10 protein-coding genes and 1 tRNA gene are annotated in these 12,387 nt (G+C 62.2%); all 11 read left to right on the top strand.

The window, feature by feature from the left end; all coding sequences use genetic code 11:
- Positions 1 to 110 precede the first annotated feature (110 nt).
- The gene (locus tag ABQX22_RS07820) at positions 111 to 2,924 is read left to right on the top strand and encodes a FimV/HubP family polar landmark protein (RefSeq protein WP_349798181.1); all 2,814 of its coding nucleotides are present in this window, start codon (positions 111 to 113) and stop codon (positions 2,922 to 2,924) included.
- 166 nt (positions 2,925 to 3,090) lie between these two features.
- Entirely contained in the window at positions 3,091 to 3,915 is an 825-nt protein-coding gene (gene truA / locus ABQX22_RS07815; RefSeq protein ID WP_349798179.1) for a tRNA pseudouridine(38-40) synthase TruA, read from the top strand.
- A 62-nt stretch (positions 3,916 to 3,977) separates the two neighbouring features.
- Positions 3,978 to 4,598 carry a phosphoribosylanthranilate isomerase gene (locus ABQX22_RS07810; protein ID WP_349798177.1) on the top strand — a complete coding sequence of 207 codons (621 nt, stop codon included), beginning with the start codon at positions 3,978 to 3,980 and terminating at the stop codon, positions 4,596 to 4,598.
- A gap of 291 nt (positions 4,599 to 4,889) precedes the next feature.
- Entirely contained in the window at positions 4,890 to 5,810 is a 921-nt protein-coding gene (gene accD / locus ABQX22_RS07805) for an acetyl-CoA carboxylase, carboxyltransferase subunit beta (protein WP_349798175.1), read from the top strand.
- A complete protein-coding gene (gene folC, locus ABQX22_RS07800; protein ID WP_349798173.1) occupies positions 5,807 to 7,111 on the top strand; it encodes a bifunctional tetrahydrofolate synthase/dihydrofolate synthase in 1,305 nt (434 codons plus the stop codon). Before accD ends, folC begins: the two co-directional genes overlap by 4 nt.
- Entirely contained in the window at positions 7,098 to 7,760 is a 663-nt protein-coding gene (locus ABQX22_RS07795) for an SPOR domain-containing protein (protein WP_349798171.1), read from the top strand. The genes folC and ABQX22_RS07795 overlap by 14 nt, the downstream gene beginning before the upstream one ends.
- Positions 7,761 to 7,994: 234 nt before the next feature.
- The gene (locus ABQX22_RS07790; protein ID WP_349798170.1) at positions 7,995 to 8,582 is read left to right on the top strand and encodes a CvpA family protein; all 588 of its coding nucleotides are present in this window, start codon (positions 7,995 to 7,997) and stop codon (positions 8,580 to 8,582) included.
- A 12-nt stretch (positions 8,583 to 8,594) separates the two neighbouring features.
- A complete protein-coding gene (gene purF, locus ABQX22_RS07785; RefSeq protein WP_349798168.1) occupies positions 8,595 to 10,103 on the top strand; it encodes an amidophosphoribosyltransferase in 1,509 nt (502 codons plus the stop codon).
- 21 nt (positions 10,104 to 10,124) lie between these two features.
- The gene (locus ABQX22_RS07780) at positions 10,125 to 11,336 is read left to right on the top strand and encodes an O-succinylhomoserine sulfhydrylase (RefSeq protein ID WP_349798166.1); all 1,212 of its coding nucleotides are present in this window, start codon (positions 10,125 to 10,127) and stop codon (positions 11,334 to 11,336) included.
- Between the two features lie 19 nt (positions 11,337 to 11,355).
- A complete protein-coding gene (locus tag ABQX22_RS07775) occupies positions 11,356 to 12,132 on the top strand; it encodes an SDR family oxidoreductase (RefSeq protein ID WP_349798164.1) in 777 nt (258 codons plus the stop codon).
- Between the two features lie 180 nt (positions 12,133 to 12,312).
- Positions 12,313 to 12,385 (top strand) — tRNA-Val (locus tag ABQX22_RS07770).
- Positions 12,386 to 12,387: the final 2 nt, after the last annotated feature.

Below are 12,387 nucleotides of genomic sequence, written 5' to 3'. Positions count from 1 at the left end.
TTGCCGACAATTCGAAGAATCATTCTAGCTGTGGCGTGACGACACGCCCAACGCCCTAGCAGGCTTTATCTTCTCGGTTGCCGGGGAATTTTTAAAACAAGGGATGGGCTATGGTTCAGGTTCGTAAACTGGTATTAGCAATCGCTACGGCTTCGGCGCTGTCATCCGGTATGGCAAACGCGCTCGGGCTCGGTGGTCTGACCGTCAAGTCGACGCTCAATCAACCGCTGCTGGCCGAAATCGAGCTGACACAAGTGCAGGACCTGAACGCTGCGCAGGTAGTGCCCAGCCTCGCCACCTCTGCAGAGTTCGCCCAGGCGGGCGTAGGACGAACGGCCATCTTGGATGACTTGACGTTTACGCCGGTCATCAACGCCAACGGCCGAAGCGTCCTGCGCATCACCTCGACCAAACCGGTCCGTGACCCGTATGTGAAATTCCTCGTGCAGGTGCTGTGGCCCAACGGCCGGGCACTGCGCGAATACAGCCTGTTGCTCGACCCGCCAAAGCCAGCCCCGGAAGCTGCCGTCCCGGCTGCGCCTGCCGCTCAATTGCCGTCGACCGCACCAACACCGGCGCCCGCCCAGGCCGAGCCTGCCACACCGCCATCGGCGCCCGCTGCTGCCGAACCTGCCGCACCGGCCAAACCTGAATTCACCCAATACACCACGCTCAACAACGACACGTTGTGGGAGATCGCCGAGCGCGTGCGCAATGGCGGCACCGTTCAGCAGACCATGCTGGCGATCCAGGCGCTGAACCCGGACGCGTTCATTGCCGGCAATATCAACCGGTTGAAAAAGGGCCAGGTGTTGCGCCTGCCAAGCCCCGCGGAATCGACCGCAATGCCGCAGCCGCGCGCGGTTGCCGAAGTCGCTGAACAGAACCTGGCCTGGCGTCAGGGCCGCCGTTTGCCAAGCGGCGCCCGTCAGGTCGATGCCACGCGCCGCAACCGTGCGGACGCTGCGCCTTCGCAGATCGATGCCAAGGACAATCTCAGTCTGGTGTCCGCCACCGCAAGGCCCGGCGACAAAGGCGCTGCGGGTGATGCCGCCCTGGCCAACAAACTGGCCACGACCCAGGAAAGCCTGGACAGCACGCGCCGCGACAACGACGAACTGAAAAGCCGCATGGGCGATCTGCAAAGTCAGGTCGACAAGCTGCAGCGGCTGATTCAACTGAAAAACGACCAGTTGGCGAAGATGCAGGCCGCTGGCGCTGCCGTGCCGCCGCCCGTGGTTGACCCCGCCAGCACGGTCAGCCCCAACAGCGTGACCAACCCTAACAACGCGGCCAATCCGGCGAGCGCCGCTGATTCTGCGATGCCGGCCACTGTGGTGCCGAACCCTGCGATCCCGGACGTACCGGGCAAGCTGCCGAACGAAATCGCGCCGGAAGATGCGTTGCCGGTGGACGGCGCTACCGTCAGCGCCGCCACGCCGGAGCAACCGCTGGCCGTTACGCCTGCCGAGCCTGAAACCGACGCGTCCAATAATCCGTTCAACAAGCTGCTGGCCAGCCCGTTATTGCTTGGGCTGGTGGGTGGCGGTGCACTGCTGATCCTGTTGTTGCTGCTCCTGCTGCTGGCGCGCCGTCGTAACGCACAGGTCGAAGCAGAGAAACACCGGAAGATGGCCCGCGCCCTGGCAGAAGAATCCGAGTTCGGTTCTGACATGGATTTGCCGCAAAGCAGCTTCGAAGGCCTGGAGGTACCCCCTCCTGCCCCAAAGTTGCAGCCGGCGCCGACCGTAGTGGCCGAGCCGGCCCGCGAACACCCGGCTGATGCGCTGGTTCAGGCTGAAATCCACATTGCATACGGACGCACCAATCAGGCCGTCGAGTTGCTGGAAGAAGCTCTGCGCGAAGAGCCTCACCGCAGCGACCTGCGCCTGAAACTGATGGAGATCCATGCTCAGCAGGACGACCAGGCCGAGTTTGTCGCCCAGGAGCGCAAGCTGGTGGCCACCGGTCAGAACCACGCTGAAGCCCAGGAGTTGAAAAGCCGTTACCCGGCCATGGCAACGGCGTCTGCCGTCGCGGCTGCTGCAGCGGCGGCGGCTGTCCTGGCGTCGCAGTCGGATGCCCGGTACGTCGAAGACCTGATGCGCGACGATGCGCCTGAAGCTGAAACGGCGCCGGTTGTTCAAGCCCCTGTCGCGCCAGCCCCGGCGCAGGAGCCTGATGATTTCGACACCGCGTTCGATTTGAGCCTGGACGAACTCGAAGCAGCATCGCCGACCCATGTGGAGGATCGTTCTGCTGATCCGAAGCTCGATGATCTGGATTTTGACGCGCCGCTGAAGCACGCGGCGTCTGCCGATCTGGATTTCGATGCCATCCTGCGTGAACAGACTGAAGCCTCGACCACCAAGCCGGATGACCTGGCTGACTTTGACCTGGACCTGTCCGACGACGCGCCGGCACTGAAAGCCGAGGATGACTACCTGCTCGGGCTGGACGATGAGTTGCGCGAGTTGCCTGCCTTCGACGAGACACCGGACTTCGGCCCGCTAAACGCCAAGACGGACACGGAGGACGATCTTGACCTGCCGGAAGACTTCGACCTGTCGCTGGCCGACGAGATCGAAACCGAGCAGGCCTCGGCCGCTTTCGCGTCGGAAATCGACGACGTCAACGCCGAGCTTGAGCGCTTGTCGCAAAGCCTCGAGCAACCGCCCATCGCCAAGCCGTTTGATAGCACGCCGACGTTTACCGCAGAGGACGCATTGCTGGCCGATGACGACGAACCGGAGTTCGATTTCCTGTCGGGCACTGACGAGGCGGCGACCAAGCTTGACCTGGCGCGTGCCTACATTGAAATGGGCGACGCCGATGGCGCGCGTGACATCCTCGACGAGGTCGTGGCCGAAGGCGACGATGGTCAGATCTCCGAAGCGCGCGAGATGCTGTCGCGTCTAGCCTGATCTGAAGGCTGTACCGCAAACGACCGCTTCGGCGGTCGTTTGCATTTGTGGGTGGCGCGCGTGGCGTCTTTTTTCTGCCGCCGTATAATGGCGCCCCTTGCGCATCTCCACAGGCTTTAAGTTCTTGGCAACCACATACGACGAGGCACAGACAGCTGCAGCCGAAATGGCAGCTGAAGGGTATTCCCGCATCGCACTGGGCGTTGAATACAAAGGGTCGCGCTACAGCGGCTGGCAGCGTCAGGCATCGGGCGTGACCACCGTGCAGGAAACCCTGGAAAACGCACTGGCCAAAGTGGCCGATTCACCTGTCAGCCTGATGTGTGCCGGGCGCACCGATGCCGGGGTCCACGCCTGTGGCCAGGTGGTGCATTTCGACACCCGTGCCGAGCGGACCATGAAAGCCTGGACCATGGGCGCCAATATCAATCTGCCCCACGACATCAGCGTGACCTGGGCGAAGGTTGTCCCGGCGCATTTCCATGCCCGTTTCAAGGCCATCGCCCGACGTTACCGCTACGTGATCTACAACGACCCGATCCGACCGGCGCACCTGAACCAGGAGATCACCTGGAACTACCGCCCCCTGGACGTCGAGCGCATGGCGCTGGCGGCGGATTACTTGGTCGGCACCCATGATTTCAGTGCGTTTCGTGCCGGGCAGTGCCAGGCCAAGTCGCCGATCAAGCAGTTGCATCACCTTCGGGTGACCCGCCACGGCAAAATGATCGTGATCGATGTGCGCGCCAATGCCTTTCTGCACCACATGGTGCGCAACATAGCCGGCGTGTTGATGACCATCGGGACAGGGGAGCGACCGGTGGAATGGATGCATGAAGTGCTGGAAAGCCGCATCCGTCGCACGGGGGGTGTAACCGCGCATCCGGCGGGCCTGTATCTGGTGGGTGTCGAGTACCGGGATGAGTTTCCACTGCCCGAGCGCTACATCGGTCCGCACTTTCTGACAGGCTTCGCCGAACTTGACGGCTGACGCCTGGAAAAGCATTTGTTAACATCCGGGACTTTCAGCAAAGACCCGAGGGTTTTCACGACATGTCAGCCGTTCGCAGCAAGATCTGCGGGATTACTCGCATAGAAGACGCGCTGGCCGCCGTTGAAGCCGGCGCCGATGCCATCGGATTCGTGTTTTACCCCAAGAGCCCTCGCGCGGTCACGGTTCAACAGGCGCGCGCCATCATTGCTGCGCTGCCGCCCTTCATTTCTACCGTTGGGCTGTTCGTCAATGCCAGTGCCTGCGAGCTGAATGAGACACTCGATGCCGTGCCGCTGGACCTGCTGCAATTTCATGGTGACGAAACCCCTGAGCAGTGCGAAGGCTTTCATCGCCCGTTCATCAAGGCGCTGCGGGTCAAGGCCGGTGATGACATTGCCGCCGCCTGCAGGCTGTATTCCGGCGCCAGCGGCATTCTGCTGGATACTTATGTCGCCGGCGTCCCCGGCGGGACAGGCGAAACCTTCGACTGGGCGCTGATTCCCAAGCAATTGAGCAAACCCATTATTCTCGCCGGTGGCCTGACCTCAGCGAACGTGGCACAGGCCATCGCTCAGGTGCAGCCCTACGCAGTGGACGTCAGCGGCGGCGTCGAGAAGAGCAAAGGCATCAAGGATCACGACAAGATTCGCGCGTTCATGAGTGCGGTGCACGGCGCGTAAACAGCCGCCCGGCAGTCGGGTTCGGAGCGCGATGTGACGGTCGGCGCACGGGTGCCGTCCACTAGCCTGCCGCCGCAGATTGCGGGCAGGTCCAAATGTATGAGCGAAGACGTCAGGCGTCTCGCTGCAGGAAGTTGAGGGTAGCGCTCCGAGTGCGGGTGCGGCAGGTCAGGCTTCAGGCCGATCGCTGCGTCAGCAGGTGACGAACGTTACACATGAATCTAGCTTAAGGGCATGCGCGTGGCACAAGCCGCCACTGCGCTCGAGCCACCGGTATTGGAGAAAGAAAGCATGAGCAACTGGTTGGTAGACAAACTGATCCCTTCGATCATGCGTTCCGAGGTCAAGAAGAGCTCGGTACCTGAAGGGCTTTGGCACAAGTGCCCTTCCTGCGAGGCGGTCCTGTACCGGCCGGAGCTGGAAAAGACCCTCGATGTTTGCCCCAAGTGCAACCACCACATGCGTATCAACGCGCGCTCGCGCTTGAACATCTTTCTGGACACCGAAGGTCGCGAAGAAATCGGCGCTGACCTGGAGCCGGTGGACCGCCTCAAGTTTCGCGACAGCAAGAAGTACAAGGACCGCCTGACCGCCGCGCAGAAACAGACCGGCGAAAAAGACGCGCTGGTCTCCATGAGCGGCACATTGCTGGGCATGCCGGTAGTGGCCGTCGCCTTTGAGTTCTCCTTCATGGGCGGCTCGATGGGCGCCATCGTCGGTGAACGCTTCGTCCAGGCCGCCAACTACGCGCTGGAAAAACGCTGCCCCATGGTGTGCTTCGCCGCTTCCGGTGGTGCGCGCATGCAGGAAGCCCTGATTTCCCTGATGCAAATGGCCAAGACCTCCGCAGTGCTTGCGCGCTTGCGTGAAGAAGGCTTGCCGTTCATCTCCGTGTTGACCGACCCGGTCTATGGCGGCGTTTCCGCCAGTCTGGCGATGCTGGGTGACGTGATCGTCGCCGAACCGAAGGCCCTCATCGGTTTTGCCGGTCCTCGCGTCATCGAACAGACCGTGCGCGAAAAACTGCCTGAAGGCTTCCAGCGCAGCGAATTCCTGCTGGAGCACGGTGCAATCGACATGATCATTCATCGTCAGGAACTGCGTCAGCGCCTGGGCAATGTCCTGGCGCAGATGATGGGGCTGCCGACACCGAAGTTCATCGCACCCAAGATCGAACCGATCGTCGTTCCGCCTGTTCCGGCCAACCTATGACCCAACGTGCTCTGGCCGATTGGCTCGCGTACCTCGAGCAGTTGCACCCGTCGGCCATTGACATGGGGCTGGAGCGCTCGCAACAGGTGGCGCTCAAGCTGGGGCTGACCCGGCCTGCGCCGCGGGTGATCACGGTCACCGGCACCAATGGCAAGGGCTCCACCTGCGCGTTCGTTGCCCGGTTGCTGCAAAGCCAGGGTTTGAAAGTGGGTGTCTACAGCTCCCCGCATCTGCTGCGTTACAACGAGCGGGTGCAGGTGCAGGGCGTCGAGGCCACCGATGCGCAGCTGTGCGACGCCTTTGCCGTGATCGAAGCAGCGCGCGGCGACATTTCCCTGACCTACTTCGAGATGGGCACCCTCGCGGCGTTCTGGCTGTTCGAGCAGGCGTCGCTGGATGCCGTGGTGCTGGAAGTGGGACTGGGCGGGCGTCTGGACGCGGTGAACTTGGTGGACGCCGACCTGGCACTGGTCACCAGTATCGGTGTTGATCATGCCGAGTGGCTGGGCGATACGCGCGAATCAGTGGCGTTCGAAAAGGCCGGGATTTTTCGGGAAGGGCGTCCCGCCTTGTGTGGGGACATCGACCCGCCTGCGTCGCTGCTTGAGCGGGCCCAGGCGCTGAATTGCCCGTTGTCGTTGCGCGGCCACGAGTTTGACCTGACCATCGTCGGCGACAGCTGGAACTGGTTCGGCACCGACGAAAACGGCCAGCGTATCGAACTCTTGAATTTGCCATTGCTGGACCTGCCGATGCAGAACGCCGCGCTGGCGCTACAGGCATACCTGCTGCTGGGCTTGCCGTGGGAGGCCGGTTCGATCCGCACGGCATTACTCGCCACCCACGTGACAGGCCGTCTGGATCGGCGCGCGTTCCGCTGGCAGGGCAAGGACCTGACTGTCTTGCTGGACGTGGGACACAACCCCCACGCCGCGTACTTTCTGGCTGAGCGCCTGGCGCAGCGGCCGGTTGCCGGCAAGCGTCTGGCGGTGTTCGGCCTGCTCAACGACAAAGACCTGCGTGGTGTCTTGACCGCGATGGCCGACAGTATGGAAAGCTGGGCGGTCGCGCCGCTGCCCACAGCGCGCAGTCGGCCTGCCGAGGAAATCGCTGCAGCGTTGCAGAGCCTCGGCGCCCAGGTCTCGTCTTACCCGGACATTGCGCAGGCACTTGAAGCACAATGCGCGCACGCGACAGTCGACGATGAGATTGTGCTGTTCGGGTCTTTTTATTGCGTTGCCGACGGGCTGGAATGGCTGAGTCGGCATGCCACGGAGGAAGTTGCAAATGGCTTTGCTTGATAAGGCTTACAAGCAACGAATGGTCGGTGCCCTGGTGCTGGTCGCGGTCGCAGTGATTTTCCTGCCGATGCTGTTCTCGCGTCAGGACGAGGCACGCCATGTGCAAGTCGACGCACCCGCTGCGCCGCAAGCGCCTGCTGCACCACAGGTCAAAGTCGACCCGGTCAGCGTGCCCGAGCAAACACCCTTGCCGCAGGAGCCGGTGCCAAGCGACGAAGAGGTGGCTCAACAGAACGCCCAGCCCACGATGCCCATCGCGCCTGCGCCAAACAAACCGGTGTCGCAAGCGGCGCCCGCTGCCAAGCCAGCGCCTGCTCCCGCACCGGTGGCGAAACCGGCGCCGGCTGCGGCAACACCTGCGCCCGCGGCGTCTGCGGCGTCCACCGAAAGCCGTGTGGATGCCAATGGCCTGTCCGTCAGCTGGTCGGTGCAACTGGCCAGCCTGTCCAATCGGGCCAACGCCGACAACCTGCAGAAAACCCTGCGCACCCAGGGCTATAACGCCTACATCCGCACGTCCGACGGCGTGAACCGGGTCTTCGTCGGGCCGTTGATCGAGCGTGCCGAAGCCGATCGCCTGCGCGATCAGCTCGACAAGCAGCAAAAGCTCAAGGGCATTGTCGTGCGGTTCCAGCCAGAGCGGCGTTAACGGTCATGCGGTCCCTGTAGGAGCGAATTCATTCGCGAAGCTTTGTTCCAGGCGCTGTCTATCTATCGGCCGGGACACCGTTTGCGAATAAATTCGCTCCTACCGTTTCGGGACGACCATTTATGTGTCCGGTCAACCATTGACCCCGTTAATCAGCCCCCACTGAAATACCCGCTTACCGCCGGGGCGGCGCTCTGCTAAAATGCGCCGCCTTATCCGTCTGTAGGCGTGAACGTGCCATTTACTCCGGTTGACTGGGCGATCCTTGCGATTGTCGCCATCTCCGCCTTGATCAGTCTCAAGCGAGGCTTCGTCAAAGAAGCACTGTCCTTGCTGACCTGGATCATCGCCGGAGTGGTTGCCTGGATGTTCGGCGGGTCGCTGTCGCAGTACCTGGTCAATTACATCGATGCACCTTCGGCACGCGTGATTGCGGGCTGCACCATTCTTTTTGTCGCCACACTGTTGGTCGGCGCCATGGTCAACTTTCTGATTGGAGAACTGATACGCGTCACCGGCCTGTCCGGGACCGATCGTTTTCTGGGTATGGTCTTCGGCGCGGCGCGTGGAGGCCTGCTGGTTGTAGTGGCGGTCGGGCTGTTGAGCCTGGGCCCCGTGCAGCAGGATCAATGGTGGCAGCAGTCAAAGCTGCTCCCGCAATTTGTCATGATCGCTGACTGGTCGAAAAACCTGATTCTCGGGTTGTCCAGCAAGTGGTTAGCCAGCGGAATCAGCGTACCTGTTGATATTCCGTTCAAGGATCACCTCCTGCCGCCTACAACGCCGCAGGATGTGCTCGGTAAATCCAGTTCCACTAAGTAGGGGTTGTGTCGCATGTGTGGCATCGTCGGTATCGTCGGCAAGTCGAACGTCAATCAGGCGCTGTATGACGCGCTCACCGTCCTCCAGCACCGCGGCCAGGACGCTGCCGGTATCGTAACCAGCCACGACGGCCGGTTATTCCTGCGCAAGGACAACGGGTTGGTCCGTGATGTATTCCACCAGCGCCACATGCAGCGGCTGGTCGGGCACATGGGCATCGGTCACGTGCGTTACCCCACGGCGGGCAGCTCGACGTCCGCCGAAGCTCAACCGTTCTACGTCAACTCGCCGTATGGCATCACCCTGGCCCACAACGGCAACTTGACCAACGTCGAGCAGCTGGCCAAGGAGATCTACGAGTCTGACCTGCGCCACGTCAATACCAATTCCGACTCGGAAGTCCTGCTGAACGTGTTCGCCCACGAACTCGCCGTGCGCGGCAAGTTGCAGCCCACCGAAGAGGACATCTTCGCCGCCGTGACCGACGTGCATCACCGCTGCCGTGGTGGCTATGCGGTAGTCGCGATGATCACCGGCTACGGCATCGTCGGCTTCCGCGACCCGGACGCCATCCGCCCGATCGTGTTCGGCCAGCGGCACACGGACGAAGGCGTCGAGTACATGATCGCCTCCGAAAGCGTTGCCCTCGACGTGCTCGGCTTCACCCTGATTCGCGATCTGGCGCCGGGTGAGGCGGTCTACATCACTGAAGACGGCAAGCTGCACACCCGTCAGTGCGCGACCAACCCGAAATACGCCCCCTGCATCTTCGAACACGTCTATCTGGCGCGTCCGGACTCGATCATCGACGGCATCTCCGTCTACAAGGCGCGTCTGCGCATGGGCGAGAAGCTGGGCGACAAGATCCTGCGCGAGCGTCCGGATCACGACATCGACGTGGTCATCCCGATTCCCGACACCAGCCGGACCGCCGCGCTTGAGCTGGCGAACCATCTGGGCGTCAAATTCCGCGAAGGCTTCGTCAAGAACCGCTACATCGGCCGCACGTTCATCATGCCGGGCCAGGCGGCACGGAAAAAATCCGTGCGCCAGAAGCTCAACGCCATCGAGCTTGAGTTCCGTGGCAAGAACGTGATGCTGGTGGATGACTCCATCGTGCGTGGCACCACGTGCAAGCAGATCATCCAGATGGCCCGTGAAGCCGGCGCCAAGAACGTGTATTTCTGCTCCGCGGCCCCGGCCGTGCGCTTCCCCAACGTCTACGGCATCGACATGCCGAGTGCTCACGAGCTGATCGCGCATAACCGCACCACCCAGGACGTGGCCGACCTCATCGGTGCCGACTGGTTGATCTATCAGGACTTGACTGACCTGATCGAAGCGGTGAGCGGCAGCAAGAAGATCAAGATCGATAACTTCGATTGCTCGGTCTTCGACGGCAAGTACGTGACCGGTGATATCGACGAGCATTACCTGAACAAGATCGAGCAGGCGCGCAATGACGCCTCCAAGGTCAAGACTCAGGCCGTGAGCGCGATCATCGATCTGTACAACAACTAATTCAGACAAGGAGTAGACGGCATGACTCAGGAATGGGATGCCGGTCGACTGGACAGCGATCTTGAAGGCGTGGGTTTCGATACCCTCGCTGTTCGCGCCGGTCAGCACCGTACGCCGGAAGGCGAGCACAGCGATCCGTTGTTCTTCACTTCCAGCTACGTGTTCCGAACGGCGGCAGACGCGGCAGCGACTTTTGCCGGTGACAAGCCGGGCAACGTTTATTCGCGCTACACCAACCCGACCGTGCATTCGTTCGAAGAACGAATGGCTGCGCTTGAAGGGGGCGAGCAGGCGGTGGGCACCTCCACCGGCATGTCCGCCATCCTCGCCACCGTGATGAGCCTGTGCAGTGCAGGCGATCACGTGCTGGTGTCCAAGAGCGTGTTCGGTTCGACCATCAGCCTGTTCGAAAAGTACTTCAAGCGCTTCGGCGTGCAGGTCGATTACGTGCCGCTGGCCGAATTGTCCGGCTGGGACGCGGCCATCAAGCCGAACACCAAATTGCTGTTCGTCGAGTCGCCCTCCAACCCGCTGGCTGAGTTGGTCGACATCGCTGCCCTGGCTGAAATCGCTCACGCCAAGGGTGCATTGCTGGTGGTGGACAACTGCTTCTGCACCCCGGCCTTGCAGCGTCCTTTGCTGATGGGCGCAGACGTGGTCACGCATTCGGCGACCAAGTTCATCGACGGCCAGGGCCGGGCGATGGGTGGCGTGGTCGTCGGGCGCACCGAGCACATGAAAGAAGTGGTCGGTTTCCTGCGCACGGCCGGGCCGAGCCTGAGCCCGTTCAACGCCTGGCTGTTCCTCAAGGGCCTCGAAACCCTGACCATCCGCATGCGGGCCCACTGCCAGAGCGCGCTTGAACTGGCGCAGTGGCTGGAGCAGCAGGACGGCATCGAGAAAGTGCATTACGCCGGTCTTGAAAGCCACCCGCAGCACGAGTTGGCCAAGCGTCAACAGAAGGCTTTCGGTGCGGTGGTCAGTTTCGAAGTGAAGGGCGGCAAGGACGGCGCCTGGCGTTTCATCGACGCCACGCGCCTGATCTCCATCACGGCCAATCTGGGCGACACCAAGACCACCATCACGCACCCGAGCACCACGTCCCACGGCCGTCTTTCGCCGCAGGAACGTGAGTCCGCCGGGATCCTCGACAGCCTGATCCGGGTTGCCGTGGGTCTGGAAGATGTCGCTGACCTCAAGGCCGATCTGTCGCGCGGTCTGGCCGCACTGTGATTGCGCGTGAGGGCTGACGTTGACTGATTACGTGATGGACGCCGTTGCTGTCCACAATGGCCGGGTCGCACTGGTCACCGGCGCGGCGCGAGGCATCGGCCTGGGGATTGCAGCCTGGCTGATTGCCGAAGGCTGGCAGGTTGTGCTGGCCGATATCGATCCCCGGCGTGGGCCGATTGTGGCTGACGTGCTGGGGGAAAACGCCTCGTTCGTGGTCATGGACGTCGCCCGCGAAGAGCAAGTAGCGGCCGGCGTGGCCCATGTGCTGGGCCGGTTCGGGCGTCTCGATGCGCTGGTGTGCAACGCGGCGGTCGCCGACCCGCACAACACCGTACTGGAAAGTCTGGAGCTTTCTCACTGGAACCGCGTGCTGGCGGTCAACCTCAGCGGTCCCATGCTGCTGGCCAAGCACTGTGCGCCTTACTTGCGCGCCCACTGCGGCAGCATCGTGAATATCGCGTCCACCCGTGCCCGTCAATCTGAAGCCGATACCGAGGCCTACGCCGCCAGCAAGGGCGGCGTGCTAGCGTTGACCCATGCCCTGGCGATCAGCCTGGGGCCTGAGGTGCGGGTCAATGCGGTCAGTCCCGGCTGGATTGACGCCCGTGACCCCTCTGCCCGTCGGGCCGAGCCTTTGTCGGACGTCGACCACGCCCAGCACCCGGCCGGCAGGGTAGGGACGGTGGAGGATGTCGCGTCGATGGTCGCCTGGTTGCTGTCCCGGCACGCCGGGTTCGTCACAGGTCAGGAATTCGTGGTGGACGGCGGCATGAGTCGCAAGATGGTCTACGCGTAATGCAGCGCTGCAAGCGGTAAGCTTCAAGCTGTAAGTAAAAGCGAGTCCAGGTGGCTCGCTTTTTTGCTTTTGGCTTGCCGCTTGAAACTTGCCGCTTGAGGCTGCTGTTAAAAAAACTTCAAGCAGGCTATTGACTTAGCATCATCACCTGCGTAAATTTCGCGGCCTCAACGAAGCAAAGGGTGATTAGCTCAGCTGGGAGAGCAGCTGCCTTACAAGCAGCGGGTCGGCGGTTCGATCCCGTCATCACCCACC

Source organism: Xanthomonas sp. WHRI 1810A, assembly GCF_040202885.1.
In the GTDB taxonomy this organism is placed as follows: Bacteria; Pseudomonadota; Gammaproteobacteria; order Pseudomonadales; family Pseudomonadaceae; genus Aquipseudomonas.
This window is presented reverse-complemented; position numbering and strand designations above follow the sequence as displayed.

Excerpts from the sequence above, each read along its gene's own strand:
- ABQX22_RS07820 (WP_349798181.1), top strand. The coding sequence starts at position 111 with ATGGTTCAGGTTCGTAAACTGGTATTAGCAATCGCTACGGCTTCGGCG.
- truA (WP_349798179.1), top strand. The coding sequence starts at position 3,091 with ATGGCAGCTGAAGGGTATTCCCGCATCGCACTGGGCGTTGAATACAAA.
- ABQX22_RS07810 (WP_349798177.1), top strand. The coding sequence starts at position 3,978 with ATGTCAGCCGTTCGCAGCAAGATCTGCGGGATTACTCGCATAGAAGAC.
- accD (WP_349798175.1), top strand. The coding sequence starts at position 4,890 with ATGAGCAACTGGTTGGTAGACAAACTGATCCCTTCGATCATGCGTTCC.
- folC (WP_349798173.1), top strand. The coding sequence starts at position 5,807 with ATGACCCAACGTGCTCTGGCCGATTGGCTCGCGTACCTCGAGCAGTTG.
- ABQX22_RS07795 (WP_349798171.1), top strand. The coding sequence starts at position 7,098 with ATGGCTTTGCTTGATAAGGCTTACAAGCAACGAATGGTCGGTGCCCTG.
- purF (WP_349798168.1), top strand. The coding sequence starts at position 8,595 with ATGTGTGGCATCGTCGGTATCGTCGGCAAGTCGAACGTCAATCAGGCG.
- ABQX22_RS07780 (WP_349798166.1), top strand. The coding sequence starts at position 10,125 with ATGACTCAGGAATGGGATGCCGGTCGACTGGACAGCGATCTTGAAGGC.